Below are 16,204 nucleotides of genomic sequence, written 5' to 3'. Positions count from 1 at the left end.
GTTGTTTGTGGTGAATTTACTTTAACATATTGGGCTTCTTTTTTTTAGTTTTTTCTTATGTCGAATTCAGGTTATGTAATATAATAAGCATTTTACTCAAGTTATCGCCATGCCAAAAATATACGATCAAGACCTACGAGACAAAGCCATCAGCAACTGGCAAAAGGCAGGCAACAAAACCAAACCAAAACAATTTGCATCAGTGGGCGTAAAACACATTATCAAAGACAGTATTACACTCGCAGTTGGTCGCCTATTGGCAAGCCTTGTTATGCTAAAATTGATGCAAACAAGGGCAAACGTTTAAATCTTATTGGAGCAATGCCGTTAAATGATTTTAACATCATCGCTCCTGTTACCTTTGAAGGTGGTTGCAAACGTGTGACAGTTGAAAGTTGCTTGGTATAATTAAGTTTGACTATATGTAGGAAAAAATTGACATCCCCCGACACAACTGCTAAAATTTGCCTGTATTGAGTTAATTTTGACTCACATACCGTTAATTTATTTTAAAGGAAAAACGATGAACATGACGCTAAAAGCTGTGGTATCGGCGGCGGTGTTGGCGACTTTGCCCATGGTGGTGCAAGCTGGCGAAAATCGCCCCGTAACCAGTGCCAAACAAATCGTAGGGTGCTACGAACGCATTAATTTCTCCCCTGAATTGATGAAACAGCTAAACCCCGTTGAGCCGTGGATTGCCCCGTATCAGTGGTTTTGCTTTGAGCCAAACGGCAAACTTTCGTCTATGATGTCGTCTGAATACGAAAAGCACACCGCCAAAGAGCTTCGTAGCGTGCTAGGCACGATGCCTACACCATTTACGTATCAATATGTTGGCAATAATAGCATTCGTATTAGCGATGATGCAGGGTATGAGCGTTATGATTGGTTCTCGTATTTTTATACCGAAGACAAAGCCGCGCCCGATGGCACAGTAGTCAAAAAAGGCACGCTGGTGATGGCAGTGCCAGATCCGTCTGGCAAGAAGGTGATTTATTGGCGGTATTTGAAGCCGTTGAAGTGATTTGGTGATGATAACCGTGGCTTGACGTGGGTTTTGGGCTGCCTGAAAAACTGAAAATGCCGTTTGAAAGAGAAGCTATTTGGATAGCCTATCATCAAGGCAAACAAAGCGTAACTTCACTTGCTGAAGAATACAAAGTGTCAAGACCAACAATCTATAAGGTATTGAAACTTGCTAGAGTGAAGTTGCTAAAACCACAAACCAATGGTAAAAATGAGTTTGCACACGGCAATTGTCATATCAATGGCATTGAGAGCTTTTGGAGTTTTACTAAAAGACGACTTGCCAAATTTAATGGTGTAACTGCCAATTTTGAACTTCACTTAAAAGATGAGAAACACCGTTTCGCAAGGTGGCGTTGGAATAAAGATTTGAATGAATTACAACGCCATTTATGGGATTTGATTAAGTGAGTTTTTTAGTTCTTGATAGTCTAGAGCCATCCTAATTTAAAAATCAATTGTGCAGGCTGCCCACAATGCACTACTCTATTTTTTCAAGCGAAACTGTTCTTAAAGGAAATGACTCTGTAAATTGTCTATTTTTCTTATTATCAGTAAAAAACGGCAAACCAATCAAACGATAATGGGGTGTATCTTTTTGCAGAATCTTATCCTTCCCATATTCCACTGTAATTGCTTCTAAAAAAGCTTCTTTCCACAAATCATTTTTCACTAAATGCTCGCCTTTTGGTTCAATGAAAATTTGGTAATGCAAAAAGCCATTCACGCCATTGGAAGAAGATGTTTGTTTATCTTTTAACAATAAAATAAAGTCTGGCATAAACCCTTCACCATCGGCAAAGTTATTCAATTTAAACACTTCTTCATTGCGGATTAAATGAACGTCATATTTAGATTTTAAATCCCCCAAACGCTCTGAAATAAATTGAATTAACTCTTCTTCCAAACTCGTTCCAGCAAAATTATCCATCACATACCAATCATTTTGCGTGGCAATAGTTGTTTTTACATCATCTTTTTTGACCCATTTTTGTTTTGGTGTGCCAAAAATTTCCCACAATTTTTTAGGCGTAAATTCTTTTGTACCAATAAATGGTATATCACTTTCATTCAGATGTTTTTCAACCATTTCCAAAATTTTCAGGCAGCCTGCAAGTTTATCATCTGGGTTAATCTGTTTATCTTGCTCTAATCCCAAAAATTCAATTTGCCAATCTTTCAACAAGTTATTTTGTAATTCATTGCGATTTTGAATGTTGAGTTTGCTTTGTAAGCGGTCAAAATGGAATAAAGATTGACTATTTTTTCCTTTGATATGTAATGCTTTATTGAAAATGTGTCGCTCCATTTCACTTATTTTTATGGTTTGAGTAAAATTATTTTGTGTGCCAAGTTGCTTGGCTATTTCATCATTTGCATCGGCTGTAAATTGCGTTTCTTGCAACAGTTGATTGCCGTGAACTTGGAATGAAAGCATTTGCGGATTGGCTTTCAGGCTGTCTGCATTATTGCTTTTTGCGTTTGGATTAGGGATTCTTTTATTCGCCCAAATTAACAACTCTCTAAAATCCTTATTATCTGCAAATTCAGATTTGAGTTTAAATGTTGCCAATACCTTATCATCGTCTTTTTCAGGTAAATAACCGTCTTTTCGCAACTCGTTTTTCAGCTCTGAAATATAGCGAGATTGCTCATCATGCGTGTAATAAAACAATTCTTCCAAAATACGTAATTCGTGTTGCATATCGTTGTCAAATTTGCGTCTATTCGGCTGTTTATCTTCAAACGCAAATGGGAAATAACGCACACCACGACCAATCAACTGCTTTTCCGATACGGTAGCGGCAGCCGTTTTGCCTGATTTTTTATTTGAACCGCCGCCATTTTGCCCTTCATACAAACGCACAATATCAAACAAATTCAGAACATCCCAACCCTCAGTTAATCTATCCACTGTAAAAATGGCACGGATTGGATTATCAGCTGCTTCCAGATTGTTTAGCAATTTTTCGGTTTCGCTGTCGGTTTTTTCAGTTTTGGTTTTGTTGGTTTCGGAGTTGGTAATAATGACATTGTGTTTTTGATAATTTTGTTTTACCCAATTTGCTAAATGCACAAACTCAAAGCCATTTTCCTGCATGAATTTTAGGGCTTGTTCAGTGCGGGTTTTACCTTGTTCGTTGGCGTTATCGCTATCGCTTAAGCTTGTTGAAAATGTCGTTAAAAACGAAAAATCAACTGCTTGCACATTTTCTACCCAATTTAAAAATACCAAATAATCCGTTTTTGATTCATCAATCGTCTTACTTCTAAATAACATCACAGGCTTGAAATTGGCAATGCCGTAGTTCAACGCAATTTGATGGCGATACCAAGCAAACAATAAAGCGTGCAACACTCGCTCTTTCTTACCCAGCGTACTGGATACCAAATTGATTTCTTTGGTATAACCTTTTTGCAAAAATTCTTTTAAACCAAATTTTGTGATGATTTTATCAGCGTATTTTTGTTGCACTTCAGCATTTTCAGGCAGCGTGGCGGTAAATTCCAACAGCACATTTTGGCTAGGATTGCCTTTTTTATTGAGTAACAATTCCAAAACCATATGCTCCCAGCCTTTGCGTTCAATTTCGGCATCGCTAGTGCGGTCGTTAATTTCCTTTTCTAACTCTAATTCGCCTTGTTTTTTGCCTTTGGTTTGAGCGTTTAAATGGTGTGCTTCATCGCCCAGCATCACAATATTCAATTTGTGCAAATCCGCCAATGTGGTTTGATTTTCTCGCTCGGTGTGAATATCGTTATACAGTTTTTGAATGCTGGTAAATTTAATTTCAATGCCGTCTGAATATTGGCTAAATGTCTCCACTTTGCGAATAGGAATTAGCGTATCGCCCTGCAAAATCTTCTCGGTAAATAAAAATTTTGCGTGCGTTGGGTCAATAAAATTATTTTCTGTTTTATCCACGATATTGTTTTGATTCACAAAAAACAAAAAATGCCGATACCCTTTCTCAAAATAATACAGAATCAAAGCCGCCATCATCATCGTTTTGCCGGCACCTGTTGCCATATTAAACAGCAAATGGGTAGGGCGATTTTTAATGTCGGGGAAATCCTTTAATTTTGAAGTGCGGTCAAAAATCAGAAAGTTTTCAAGGGCGGATTTTTGCCATTCAAAAAACGGATATTTCAAATTATTTGAAACAAATTCAGGCAGTGCAAAAAAATCCGTCTGTTCCATTTCTTCCAGCATTGATTTGCGGTCTTCCACCCAATCAAACAACGTTTTATTATTCGCCATCTTTTTTCTCCGCTTGATAGAACGCACGGCTTAACGCTTTATCATTATCATTCAAGCAACCTGCAAATTGTTCATCGTCCATTTCGGATAATGAAACATACATTTGATTTAAATCCAACATTTCAAGCACCATTTGTTTTTGTTCGTCTAATGGCAAGGATTGAAATTCAGGCTCGTTAATAATTTGACTAAATTCATTGACGCTGACGTTATATTTTAGGAAATAGCGTTCGCATAAATCTTCAAACAACGCTTTCAGACAGCCTGCACTTTCACACGCCAAAATTTGTTGTTTTGCGGTTTCGTTAAATGGAGCAAGCTCGGCATAGACAAACTCGCCACCACCTTGCCAATTTACGGCTTTGGAAATACCGCCTTGCTCGCCATCAATCACTTTTTTCAGGCGTTCAACGGCAAGCGTTTCAATATAATCCATTTGTTCAATACCGATATATTGGCGGTTCATTTTGTGGGCGACGGTGGCGGTTGTGCCAGAGCCTAGATGAAAGTCTAGGACTATGTCGTTTGGTTTGGTTGTTAATTCAATAATTCGTTTAATAAGTTTTTCAGGTTTTGGAAAACTAAAACCATTAATTTCTAATTTTGTAAGTTCGCTTGTGCCAATATTATTGACATAATTTGAATTCATTAAATCATAAGTAGTCATTGATAAATTTGGATTTTTATCAATCATTGTGTTTGTTTTGACTGCAAATTCTTTATCTATATAATTTCTTACTCTTAAAGTTGTTTTTGTTTCTACTACAATTCCTAATTCAATAGCTTTTTCCATTCGTTCTTTTGTCCAAAGCCAACGACGTCTATTGCCTTTTGAATCAACTGGTTGATAGATTTTGCCATTTACTTCAATATCATAATCCCCACCTTTTGAATAACCTTGTGTTGCCGATGCTAGAATGGGGCTTGTATCATTTTTAAAAAATTTGCCAATTTCATCTTGAAAAATTTCTTGCGAAAAGTCTCTTTCAATAATTGCATTAAAGGTGTAGTTTTTATTAAAGGCATAACAAATAAGATAATCATGACTAATGGAGAAATATTTTTCTTGTGAAGGGCGTTGTGCAGAGGTTAAGCGAGGAATTGTTCCAATAAAATTCTCACGCCCAAAAATCTCGTCCATCAGCACTTTTAAATAAGCCTGTTCATTATCATCAATTTGAACAAAAATCACCCCATCATCGCTTAACAATTCTTTGGCGACTTCTAAACGATTTTTCATAAACACAAGCCATGACGAATGATTAAATTTGTCGTTGTATTTAAAACCATCATTACCAGTATTATAAGGGGGGTCAATGTAAATCAGCTTTACTTTGTCTTTAAACTGTTTGGCAAGCGAATGCAGGGCAATCAGATTATTGCCTTTGATAATCAGATTTTCAGCCGGAGTTCCGTCAACATGGCGTTTGATTTCACCAACCGCTTGTTTGCCATCTGCGGTATAGCGAGAGAATTTTGAAAATGCTTTTGCGTCAAAAAGTCGATCAATTTCATCAAAAGCAAGCGTTTGATTAAAAAAGATTTCTTGTCTTTTTCGGGTTAATTTAGTGTATAATTGACTATCTGATTGGTCATTATTGCGTTTAAAATAAATCTCTTCGCCTTCTTCGGTGCTTTGTCCGCCATTCAATACACAATCTTTAAACGGAAAATCCAACACAATATCCGAATTGTCTTTCAAAAAGCGATTGCCATCGGTCAAACCAATGCGATTGGCATATTTTGTGTAGGAATTATTGACGCTGTGTTTATCCAAGAAAAAACGAAAATCCTGCAATTTAAATACCAAAACGCCATTCATTTCTACAAAAAAATGGCGTTTTAACTCATCATTTCCCAATAACAAACCGATAATCGTCGGGTCGGTTTTTTCTACCAAATCCAACAAAATGTTTTTGGCTAAAATGGTTTTTTCTTCGTTTGCCCATACTTTTTCGTGTGATAGTAGGGCTTGGGTTAATTCGGTTTGAATGTCTGTATTCATGGTTATAAATCCTAATAGGTAAGTCTCTAGACTAACAACACAACCCATGCTAGACTAGAAACATGAAATATAACAGTAAGTTAAGCACCTACAAAATCAAAAAAATCATAAAATTCTTTTGTGTTGATGTAGATGTTACAAAAATAGCGATTTTACTTGAGATAAATCGCAACACCATACCATCAACCGATGGTATAATATCTTTCGTCAAGAAATATAGTGGTTATTTACTCAGAGGCTTTCGTGGCGATAATGGCTTAGTTGATATTGGTTATGATAAGCATTATTTATCAATGATTGTTTGTTAATTTTGATTAAGGGGCATAAGCCACTTCTACATCAAAATCATCGTCATCGTCAAAATCGTCTTCGTCATCATGTAACACGCCCTCACGTTGGGCTTTACGCATGGCACGATAGGCTTCTTTTTGCTCTTCGGTATTGACACGCACTTCGGCTTCTAATCGTGCAAAACGTTGGCGTTGCTCTTCGGCAAAGTCTGGATTTTGTTCTTCCAACTCTTTTTCAAGGTCAATTTCATTCATCAAATGAAACACCACATCGCCCACGCCATCGCCTGTCAATGTTGATGTGCGAAACACAATCCCAGTCCAGCCAAGCTCTGCGACAATGTGCGTACACAGGGCGTTTTGCTCTTCTTCTGGCACTTGGTCAATTTTGTTTAAAATCAACACTTGCGGTAGTTTTGCCAATTCTGGCGAAAATTTTTGTAATTCGTTCAAAATAATTTCGGCATTTTTCACAGGGTCGCTGCCGTCAATCGGCTGAACGTCCAAAATGTGCAACAGTCTGCGAGTACGAGCCACGTGCTTTAAAAAGCGAATGCCCAAGCCTGCTCCTTCTGATGCACCTTCAATCAACCCTGGAATATCCGCCATCACGAACGAACGCCCAAGCCCCACGTCCACCACGCCCAAATTTGGCACAAGTGTGGTAAATGGGTAGTTAGCGACCTTAGGACGAGCTGATGACACTTGGCGAATAAAGGTGGATTTACCTGCATTTGGCAAGCCGATTAAGCCCACATCAGCAACTACTTTTAGCTCCAGTTTGAGTTGTTTTAATTCGCCTTCAAAGCCTTTGGTTGCCTTGCGTGGGGCTTGGTTGGTTGATGTTTTAAAATGGGTATTGCCAAGCCCACCATCACCGCCTTTGGCGACCATGATTTTTTGTCCACGTTCGGTCAAATCGCCAATCACCTGGTCGGTATCCACATCAATAATTGTCGTGCCAACAGGGACGCTCAAAAAGATATCGTCAGACTTGCGACCTGAACGGTTTTTGCTACGTCCGTTTTCGCCACGTTTGGCTTCATATCTGCGAGTGTAGCGGTAGTCCACGAGCGTGTTGGTATTGTCGTCAGCGACCACGTACACGCTACCGCCTTTGCCACCATCACCGCCATCGGGTCCACCTTTTGGGATATATTTTTCACGGCGAAAGCTCACAATGCCATTACCGCCATCGCCTGCTTTTACGGTTACAATTGCTTCATCAATAAATCGCATTGTGATTTTCCTTATAACTGAATTGAACAGATGATTATAACAAATTTTTTGGATAAAATGTTTGTTTTTGTGAATATATTTTTGCCAAAAAATCCACTATACTATGAAACTAAATTTATAAGCATAAAAATTTGGAGAAATCATGACAGCAACCCGACCTTTACATATTTTGGTTTTAAATGGGGCAAATTTAAATTTGCTTGGCAAACGTGAACCTGAGATTTATGGCTATCAAACTTTGTATGATATTGAACAAGATTTGACAAATATTGCCAAAAAACATTCAACCAATATCACATTTTATCAATCAAATAGTGAATCTGCCTTGATTGACAAAATTCATCATCATGGCTTATTAACAGGGATTGACGAAGAAAAAATTGATGCGGTGATCATCAATCCAGCAGGTTTTACCCATACGTCTGTGGTACTGCGTGATGCCCTGCTTGCTATCAACAAGCCCTTTGTGGAAGTGCATTTGTCCAATGTGCATAGCCGTGAGCCGTTTCGCCATCATTCGTATTTTAGCGATAAGGCGGAAGCGGTGATTTGTGGTTTGGGGGCGATGGGTTATACGTCTGCTTTGAATTATTTGTTGCAAAAATTTGCCAAATAATTAGGCAAAATTTTGACCAATTTTTTTGAATCGCTTATACTATTGGCTTAATTTTTTAAACAAGTAGGCAGTTATGACACAAAAAAACCACCCATTTTGGCAAATTATCCGCACCGTAAACGACTTTCCAAAAGCTGGCATTGAATTTTATGATATCACACCATTATTACAACACCATGTCAGTAATGTGACGGACGCATTATTGGCTTGTTTGCCTGATGGTTTGTTTGATGAGATTGACTGTTTGGTCGGTGTGGAATCTCGTGGATTTTTGTTTGCAAGTTTGTTGGCAGGTCGCACAGGCAAAGGCATGACGGTCGTGCGTAAGGCTGGAAAATTGCCACCGCCTGTGGTGCGTGAAAGGTATGACTTAGAATACGGTTCGGACACGCTAGAAATCCTCCAAAACCAAGACCCAATCATCAAAAAAGTGTTGATTGTTGATGATATTTTGGCGACAGGTGGTACGCTAAAAGCCACCGCAAAGCTTTGTCAATCGGCAGGTTATGAAGTCGAGGGTGCGTTGGTATTGATTGATTTGGTGGATTTGCACCAAGATTTGGGCTTGCCTGTTTTTACCGTATTAAAAGCCTGATTTTGTTAAAAATTTATCAGTTTTTGCCAAAATAATTATCATTAGGATAAATTTTTTTCATCAGAATGTCATATGCCCCAGAAATCGCCCAAGTTATGCTACGAAAGCAACAAGCCCAATCGGTCGTCATGGCTCGGCAAACCCTAGTAAAAGGGGCGATTTTGATGGTGGAAGGTACGCTAAACGAACTGTCCAAACGCCAAATCGTCACCATGAATGAAACCGAAAAAGCCAAACTCGTCACCAACATGATGACGGTATTATTGTCAGAAGAAAGTGCGTCGCCTGTGTTAAATGTCGGTGGTGATTAACAAAAGGCTAAAAAATGCTCAACGAAACCCATTGTCAAATCTTTGATATTCCTAGCTTTCAATTTTCGGTGTTAAAACGAGAATACCCAGCGTTAATACCGCAAATTAAACAAAATCATCGTACCGCTTGGCAAGATTGGAAAAATTTTGTTGAGCAAATTTCTAGCGAATTGCCGTTAAAATACGACTTGCCCCATATTGAACGTTGGTGCAACGGTTGGCAAGTGCGAGCGCATTTTTTTGCGTTTTTTAAATATCAAACGTATCAAGCCGATGCACCGATTTTATCTTTAATTTTAAACCAAAAACGCCTAACCATTAGCTTAGAATGGCACGCTTACAAGGCTCATCAATCCACCACTTCACTCAAAAACTATCATCAATGGCTTGATGTGTTAATGGACAATTCAGCCGAATTTGCCGATTTTGATATTTGGTATGACAGCGAAGGCGAATATGCGGAATATCGCACCGTTGGCGAGTTGGGCGATGATTTGGCGGATTTTTTGGCTGTTAATCAATCCAAAATAGACAAGGATTTTGTGTGTATTGGTAAACATATTTTGCATGAAGATTTGGCAAGTTTGGATGTAAAAAATTGGACGATTGAGCAAATTGAACGTTTAACGCCTTTATATGAAAGTTGTTTTTGGAATGAAAATTAACTCAATAAATTTCAATAGGTTATAATTAGGGCGTATACAATGCACTCCTAAAAAATTTCATTGTTTTTCATAAAGCTAACGATAATTATAAATACATTCGTTGCCGTAAAATTTCATATAAACACACTGACCCTGCCACGCCAACATTTAGGCTTTCTTGTCCGTTTGGCTGTGGTAGGGCGATTTTTTGGCATTTATCCAGCAGTTCCGCCTGCACGCCTTGCCCTTCGTGTCCCATAATAAGTGCCAAAGGTTTGGTTAAATTTTGTTCATAAATAATTTTGTCGGTGTGACTACTGGTGGCAAACATTGGCACTTTGACAAAGTCAAAAATCTCATCAAGCGATACATTTTCATAAATATTTAAGCTAAAATTCGCCCCCATACCTGCTCGCAGGGTTTTTGGGTTATACGCCTGTGCCGTGCCTGTGGTGCAAATCACTGTGCTAAAGCCAATCGCCGATGCGGTACGCAGTAGCGTGCCAAGATTGCCGTTGTCCTGCACGCCATTGATGATTAGGCAGTCGGTGTTAATGACTTGATTTAGCGGTAAATTTGGCGTGTCAATAATCGCCATCATTGGTAAACTCTCGCCCAATGTGCGGATTTCTTTGTACAAATTATCGCTAATGGTTAAAGTTTTTATGCTTTCTAAACGGTTTAACTTTTCTAAACGGTTTAATAACACCACAATTTCATCATTTTGTAAACCGCTTTCGCTAACGATGATATTTTTTGGCAAAAGGTTAGCGTTAAGATACGCATCAATTAAGTGTGTGCCTTCTAGTACCGTTTGCCCAAGTTTTTTGCGTTGGCGTGATTGCGTGAGTAGGGCGTGGGCGGTTTTTATCGTTGGGTTGTCTTTAGAAGTAATTATCATTTTTTACCGTTAAAAAGTTGGTTCATAATTTCTAGGATTTTATTTTTGTTACGATTTAGCCAATTTTCGCATTCAATTAAAAAATCAAAAACGGCATTATCAGCATATTCTTTTGATAAATAATATTCCCAATAAAATAAATTATCTTTATCAAAATAATTAAGATTTAAAGGGTGGATTGTAAAAGGATAAATCAAATAAAGTGTATTAAAATAACGGCTGTCATTATGATTGATTTTTGGTAGATTTCATTTGTTAATTAGGTTTTTAAAGTTATCTTTAATTTCATTAAAAGGTTTAACATCAATAATATCAATCATGACATCATCATAAAAGCCTTTATCCATAAGCCTATGGGCAAAGGCGATTATTTCATCCTTACTTAATAAACCCAACTCAAAACGACTAGCGGTAATCGCAAGTTCCCATTGAAAAGGCGTGAAATCACTGCATTTCTTCATGCAACTTTTTTACATACTCCACTTCATTTTTCGCACCCAACACCACAGGCACACGTTGGTGAATGTTAGTCGGTTCAATATCCAAAATACGATTAACGGCATCGGTACTCTCCCCACCTGCTTGCTCAATGATAAAACTCATCGGATTGGCTTCGTACATCAAACGTAACTTGCCTGCTTTATTGGCAAATTTGGTGTCAAACGGATAAGTAAAAATCCCACCACGAATCAAAATACGATGTACATCGCCCACCATCGCCGCAATCCACCGCATATTAAAATCCTTGCCACGCACGCCTGTTTCACCTGCGTTACACTCATCAATATAACGTTGCATCGGTGGCAACCAATAACGATAATTTGACGCATTAATCGCATATTCTTTGGTGTCTGGGCTAATTTTTACGTCCTCTTGGATTAGGATAAATTGGTGCAAATTTGGGTCGTAAGTGAACATCACCACGCCTTCGCCAGTCGTCAAAGTCAAAATTGTGGACGTGCCATACAGCACATAGCCTGATGCCAATTGCTCCGTGCCTTTTTGCAAAAAGTCGTTGTCGGTAGCGGTAACACCTTGATTTTTATAAGGTAAAATAGAAAAAATCGTCCCCACCGCCATGTTAATGTCAATGTTGCTTGATCCGTCTAGTGGGTCAAACAATACCAATACTTCACCATTTGGATTGGCAGGGGTTGAGTTATCAAGCTCTTCAGATGCCACACCTGCACAATATTTGTTGGTTGTCAAAGCGTTTAACAGCAAATCATTGGCAATCACGTCCAATTTTTTTTGCTCTTCGCCTTGTACATTTTGGTTGCCGACTTCGCCCAAAATGTCTGCTAATGCCCCACGTTTTAACAGCTCGCTAATCTCTTCACAGGCGTGGGTGATGGTGGCAATCACACTTTTGACGGCAGGAGTGGTGTGGTGTTCGGCTAGGTAGTCGGTGAGTGTGGTAACATGAATAAACATTGGCTTTTCCTTTTGTTTTTACCCAAGATTTGTTTAACCAAAACAGGTATTATTTTTTACCAATTTGCATATAGGTTTGAAAATTTTCAGCATAATCATCAATATTATCAGACAACATTCGTTCAAAATTTTTGGTGAAATGTGCAATAATATCGTCTTTTTCTTTGGCATAATCACTGCCCTTGACAAAACCAGTCGCCGCCACCCACGCACTAAAGCGAGCGACTGCGTAAAGCATGGACGCATTGACCTTGCCTGCATGGTTTTTGTCATCACGCAATTGATTGGCAAGGTTGATAAATGCGTCTGCACGTTCATAAAAAGTGTGCATTTCGTCTGTTAATTCGTTGTCGTGTTGGGCTTGGGGATTGGTTTTGTCAGTCATGTTTTTTCCTAAAAATTATAATAAACCTGCTTCTGCTCGCAAGATTTCGGCTTTGTCAGTTTTTTCCCATGTAAAGGCAGTTTCTGAACCAATACGTCCAAAATGCCCATAACTGGCGGTTTGTTGATACATCGGTTGCAATAAATTTAGCATACGGGTAATGCCATATGGACGCAAGTCAAAGTGTGCACGCACCAGTTCAATAATTTTGTCATCAGCGATTTTGCCTGTGCCAAAGGTGTTTAACGAAATGGAAGTCGGCTCGGCAACGCCAATCGCATAGCTGACTTGGATTTCACAGCGGTCGGCAAGCCCTGCCGCCACGATATTTTTGGCAACGTAACGCCCTGCATAAGCCGCTGAACGGTCAACTTTTGATGGGTCTTTGCCAGAGAATGCACCGCCACCATGACGAGCCATACCGCCATAAGTATCTACGATAATTTTACGTCCTGTCAAACCCGCATCGCCCACAGGCCCCCCAATGACGAATAAACCTGTTGGGTTAATATGATATTGGGTGTCTTTGTGAAGCATTTCACTAGGAATGACGGCTTTGACGATTTCTTCCATCACCGCTTCGTGCAAATCTTTTTGGGAAATGTCAGAATTGTGCTGAGTTGATAGTACCAATGCGTCAATAAAAGCAGGTTTTACCCCATCATAACGCACAGTCACTTGGGCTTTGGCATCTGGACGAAGCCACGCTAATTTGCCATTTTTACGCAATTCGGCTTGTCTTTCCATCAAACGATGGGCAAATTGCACAGGGGCAGGCATTAACACGTCCGTTTCGTGACTGGCATAACCAAACATCAAACCTTGGTCGCCAGCCCCTTGCTCTTCTGGTTTAGTTCTATCAACGCCTTGGGCGATTTCTGGTGATTGTTTGCCAATCATATTAATCACCGCACAAGTTGAACCATCAAAGCCCAAATCACTGTGGTTATAGCCCACTTGATTGACCGTATCACGCACGATTTTTTCAAAATCTACATTTGCCGTGGTGCTAATTTCACCTGCCAACACCACCGCACCTGTTTTTGTCAAAGTTTCACACGCTACACGAGCATGCAAATCTTCGGCTAAAATCGCATCTAAAATCGCATCAGAAATTTGGTCAGCCAGTTTGTCTGGGTGTCCTTCGCTCACTGATTCAGAAGTAAAGAGTGAATATTCACGCATATTAATTTTCCTTTAAAAAAATTAAAAAAAGAATTAATCGCTTTGCAAACCTATCTCTTAACAATTTTTAAATATATAAGTTAAAAATATTATCAGAAAGTCACTTTTTTTGTTTTAAATCAACAAAAAAAGAGCAAGTTTGCAAAATGATTAATAGGTTAAAATACAACCGTTTATTTTAGCTTATTTTGCAAACTTTCTCTACAAAGATTTTATTTGTTTGTTAAATTTTATAAATTTGTCAAATTTTATCAAATTTCATCGTTGGCTTTGTCATTATGAGAATTTTCATCAAGACGGTGCGGTTCTACCAAATAATCTTGTGACTGCATTTCTAACAAACGAGAGCGAGTTCGCTCAATTTCAAACGCCAATTTTTGCCCTTGATACAGCTCTAAAATCGGCTGTTCGGCACGCATGAGTAGCTTAACACGTCTGTCATAAAATTCATCAACCAAATAAATCAAACGCCGTGTCGGGTCTGCCATCACATCGGTCAAAGCTGGAATATTGTCCACCAACACGGTAGAAAATTGATTGGCAATTTCAATAAAGTCGCTTGCAGAACGTGGGGTCATGCACAAGGCTTTAAAATCACAATGCAAAATCGTTTCGGTTTTGGCAGTCACAGGAATTTCACGCCCATTAATGACAATCGGCGTATGTTGAGCGGTTTGATTTTGGCTTAACGCTTCAAATCGCTCTTTAAGCCAATTTTGATTATCAGCGGTCAAAGGCGACAGATACAGTTCAGCTTGTTGCAACACACGCAGACGATAATCAATGCCAGCATCAATATTCATCACGGTGGTATTTTTTTTGACTTCTTCAATCGCAGGCAAAAATCTATCTCGATGAATCCCATTTTTGTACAAGCCATCAGGGACGATGTTGGAGGTGGCGACCAGCGTAATGCCTTTGTTAAACAGCATGGTAAACAAATCGCCCAAAATCATGGCATCAGACACATTGGACACAAAAAATTCATCAAAACAAATCACGTCCGCTTCGTTATGAATAATTTCGGCAACTTTTTGTAGCGGGTCGGCTTGTCCTTTTAGCTGATTTAATTCATGATGAACACGTTTCATAAAATGGTGAAAATGTTGTCGCATTTTGCGGTCATTTGGCAAACTGTCAAAAAACATATCCATCATCCACGTCTTGCCACGACCGACACCGCCCCACATATACAAGCCTTTGGGGGCTTCATAACGTTTTAAAAAACTAAAAAATCCTTTTTGGCTCTCACGCCCTTGGACAATTTGGTGATAGACATTGTCAAGATAAGTCATCGCTTGGCGTTGCTGACTGTCTTCGCTAAAATTGCCTGATTGCAAGGCTTGTTCATAATGTTGTAATGGGCTTAAGGTCATGTAAAATCCTATTTTTTAAAATATTTTGTCATTTGTTTGTGAAACGCCCTATCATAGCAAAATTTGGCAAAAATAAATACCATACAAATGCACGAATCGGCATGAAAAAATTAAAATATTCAAAAAAATATAAAAAAAATCACTTTTTTAAAAAATAATGCTTGCAAAGTTTATTTTACCTGCTATAATACGCACCCATAAGCAAACAAGCTTAACCACTTATGCCAGTGTGGTGAAATTGGTAGACACGTCGGATTCAAAATCCGATGCCTTTAAAAGCGTGTCGGTTCGAGTCCGACCACTGGTACCACTAATCTATCTTAACTTGTATTGGATAGTCTAAAAACCCCAAAACCTATAAGGTTTTGGGGTTTTTTATTATCTTAATTTGTCTACAGTAATTTTAATTTTTACTGTCAATCCACAGGATTTTTACTGTCATGTCTATCACAACTCGCCCACTCACAGCCACAGAAGTTGATAAGGCTAAACCAAAAGAAAAGCCATACCGCCTGTATGACGGTGGCGGTTTAATTTTAAATGTTGCAACAAGTGGCACAAAAACTTGGTATCTTATGCAGGTAGCACCGCAAACAGCTACCAAAAAAGTCTGACATCAAGCCAAGTGGGGCAATGGTTCTTTAATGACAAAGGCGTGGATTTGTACAGTTTTTATAATGCACGAGAAGATTTGGCAATATTGTTTGAAGAAACCATGATGTTCACTCGTTTTGGCATGAACCTTTATATCATGTTTTTAAACCCAAGCAATATCTGCCAAAGGCAGACGGCTACTTTATGCAAAAAGCCAAAATCATCTTACCAAACGCACCAACGCAAGGGGCAATGCCAATCGGTGCAGAAGCACTTAAAAATAAGAATGGGGTAGGCAATCTATCCCATTTTTTATAGTGCATTTTTTGTGATATAAT

Annotated in this window: 17 protein-coding genes, 1 tRNA gene and 3 pseudogenes; 12 read left to right on the top strand and 9 right to left on the bottom strand. The window is 38.8% G+C overall.

The genetic code is table 11. The annotated features are described in order from the left end of the window. Nucleotides 1–109 precede the first annotated feature (109 nt). From ACGTJS_RS11445 to ACGTJS_RS11430, 4 genes and pseudogenes are all read left to right on the top strand, one after another. Entirely contained in the window at nucleotides 110–307 is a 198-nt protein-coding gene (locus ACGTJS_RS11445) for a hypothetical protein (RefSeq protein ID WP_410472167.1), read from the top strand. 216 nt (nucleotides 308–523) lie between these two features. Further along, complete coding sequence (locus ACGTJS_RS11440; protein WP_410472166.1) at nucleotides 524–1,027, top strand: hypothetical protein; 504 nt, start codon at nucleotides 524–526, stop codon at nucleotides 1,025–1,027. A gap of 56 nt (nucleotides 1,028–1,083) precedes the next feature. Next, nucleotides 1,084–1,185: pseudogene (locus ACGTJS_RS11435) on the top strand (hypothetical protein); the annotation flags it as partial. Between the two features lie 45 nt (nucleotides 1,186–1,230). Then, nucleotides 1,231–1,440 (top strand): annotated as a pseudogene (locus tag ACGTJS_RS11430) (IS1595 family transposase); the annotation flags it as partial. A gap of 70 nt (nucleotides 1,441–1,510) precedes the next feature. Here the strand turns inward: ACGTJS_RS11430 and ACGTJS_RS11425 are convergent. Beyond that, nucleotides 1,511–4,291 (bottom strand): DEAD/DEAH box helicase family protein, encoded by a 2,781-nt coding sequence (locus ACGTJS_RS11425; protein WP_410472165.1) that lies wholly within the window; start codon nucleotides 4,289–4,291, stop codon nucleotides 1,511–1,513. After that, nucleotides 4,281–6,296 (bottom strand): DNA methyltransferase, encoded by a 2,016-nt coding sequence (locus tag ACGTJS_RS11420; protein WP_410472164.1) that lies wholly within the window; start codon nucleotides 6,294–6,296, stop codon nucleotides 4,281–4,283. Before ACGTJS_RS11420 ends, ACGTJS_RS11425 begins: the two co-directional genes overlap by 11 nt. Nucleotides 6,297–6,358: 62 nt before the next feature. On the opposite strand from ACGTJS_RS11420, the pseudogene ACGTJS_RS11415 reads away from it, so the two are divergent. Next, nucleotides 6,359–6,513: pseudogene (locus ACGTJS_RS11415) on the top strand (transposase); the annotation flags it as partial. Nucleotides 6,514–6,610: 97 nt separating this feature from the next. Here the strand turns inward: ACGTJS_RS11415 and obgE are convergent. Continuing rightward, nucleotides 6,611–7,825 (bottom strand): GTPase ObgE, encoded by a 1,215-nt coding sequence (gene obgE / locus ACGTJS_RS11410; protein WP_410472163.1) that lies wholly within the window; start codon nucleotides 7,823–7,825, stop codon nucleotides 6,611–6,613. 142 nt (nucleotides 7,826–7,967) lie between these two features. On the opposite strand from obgE, the gene aroQ reads away from it, so the two are divergent. The 4 genes from aroQ to ACGTJS_RS11390 all read left to right on the top strand — a co-directional run bounded on the left by aroQ (nucleotide 7,968) and on the right by ACGTJS_RS11390 (nucleotide 10,012). Next, nucleotides 7,968–8,441: a type II 3-dehydroquinate dehydratase gene (aroQ, locus tag ACGTJS_RS11405; RefSeq protein WP_410472162.1), complete on the top strand. Its 474-nt coding sequence runs from the start codon at nucleotides 7,968–7,970 to the stop codon at nucleotides 8,439–8,441. A 73-nt stretch (nucleotides 8,442–8,514) separates the two neighbouring features. Further along, nucleotides 8,515–9,036 (top strand): adenine phosphoribosyltransferase, encoded by a 522-nt coding sequence (locus ACGTJS_RS11400; RefSeq protein ID WP_410472161.1) that lies wholly within the window; start codon nucleotides 8,515–8,517, stop codon nucleotides 9,034–9,036. Nucleotides 9,037–9,101: 65 nt separating this feature from the next. After that, nucleotides 9,102–9,347: a hypothetical protein gene (locus tag ACGTJS_RS11395; protein ID WP_315043865.1), complete on the top strand. Its 246-nt coding sequence runs from the start codon at nucleotides 9,102–9,104 to the stop codon at nucleotides 9,345–9,347. A gap of 14 nt (nucleotides 9,348–9,361) precedes the next feature. Then, a complete protein-coding gene (locus ACGTJS_RS11390; protein WP_410472160.1) occupies nucleotides 9,362–10,012 on the top strand; it encodes an HI_0552 family protein in 651 nt (216 codons plus the stop codon). Between the two features lie 85 nt (nucleotides 10,013–10,097). Here the strand turns inward: ACGTJS_RS11390 and ACGTJS_RS11385 are convergent, their stop codons facing one another. From ACGTJS_RS11385 to zapE, 6 genes are all read right to left on the bottom strand, one after another. Further along, nucleotides 10,098–10,892, bottom strand: a complete 795-nt coding sequence (locus ACGTJS_RS11385; protein ID WP_410472159.1) for a TrmH family RNA methyltransferase — start codon at nucleotides 10,890–10,892, stop codon at nucleotides 10,098–10,100. Nucleotides 10,893–11,140: 248 nt separating this feature from the next. Further along, nucleotides 11,141–11,353, bottom strand: coding sequence for a hypothetical protein (locus ACGTJS_RS11380; RefSeq protein ID WP_315043873.1), 213 nt, complete (start codon nucleotides 11,351–11,353; stop codon nucleotides 11,141–11,143). After that, entirely contained in the window at nucleotides 11,337–12,326 is a 990-nt protein-coding gene (locus tag ACGTJS_RS11375; RefSeq protein WP_410472158.1) for a class 1 fructose-bisphosphatase, read from the bottom strand. The genes ACGTJS_RS11380 and ACGTJS_RS11375 overlap by 17 nt, the downstream gene beginning before the upstream one ends. A gap of 49 nt (nucleotides 12,327–12,375) precedes the next feature. Beyond that, a complete protein-coding gene (locus tag ACGTJS_RS11370; RefSeq protein WP_410472157.1) occupies nucleotides 12,376–12,711 on the bottom strand; it encodes a DUF3144 domain-containing protein in 336 nt (111 codons plus the stop codon). Between the two features lie 15 nt (nucleotides 12,712–12,726). Then, complete coding sequence (gene metK / locus ACGTJS_RS11365) at nucleotides 12,727–13,896, bottom strand: methionine adenosyltransferase (protein WP_410472156.1); 1,170 nt, start codon at nucleotides 13,894–13,896, stop codon at nucleotides 12,727–12,729. 251 nt (nucleotides 13,897–14,147) lie between these two features. Beyond that, nucleotides 14,148–15,272: a cell division protein ZapE gene (gene zapE / locus ACGTJS_RS11360; RefSeq protein WP_410472155.1), complete on the bottom strand. Its 1,125-nt coding sequence runs from the start codon at nucleotides 15,270–15,272 to the stop codon at nucleotides 14,148–14,150. Between the two features lie 223 nt (nucleotides 15,273–15,495). Between zapE and ACGTJS_RS11355 the strand changes: the two genes are divergently transcribed. The 3 genes from ACGTJS_RS11355 (at nucleotide 15,496) to ACGTJS_RS11345 (ending at nucleotide 16,161) form a co-directional block, all read left to right on the top strand. Continuing rightward, a tRNA-Leu gene (locus tag ACGTJS_RS11355) sits at nucleotides 15,496–15,582 on the top strand. A gap of 130 nt (nucleotides 15,583–15,712) precedes the next feature. Then, a complete protein-coding gene (locus ACGTJS_RS11350) occupies nucleotides 15,713–15,886 on the top strand; it encodes an integrase arm-type DNA-binding domain-containing protein (protein WP_410472154.1) in 174 nt (57 codons plus the stop codon). Continuing rightward, complete coding sequence (locus ACGTJS_RS11345) at nucleotides 15,838–16,161, top strand: hypothetical protein (protein ID WP_315042517.1); 324 nt, start codon at nucleotides 15,838–15,840, stop codon at nucleotides 16,159–16,161. Before ACGTJS_RS11350 ends, ACGTJS_RS11345 begins: the two co-directional genes overlap by 49 nt. Nucleotides 16,162–16,204: the final 43 nt, after the last annotated feature.

This window comes from Faucicola mancuniensis, from assembly GCF_046523945.1.
GTDB classification, from domain to species: domain Bacteria; phylum Pseudomonadota; class Gammaproteobacteria; order Pseudomonadales; family Moraxellaceae; genus Faucicola; species Faucicola mancuniensis.
The sequence above is the reverse complement of the archived record's forward strand: the minus strand, read 5'-3'. Positions and strand labels throughout refer to the sequence as shown.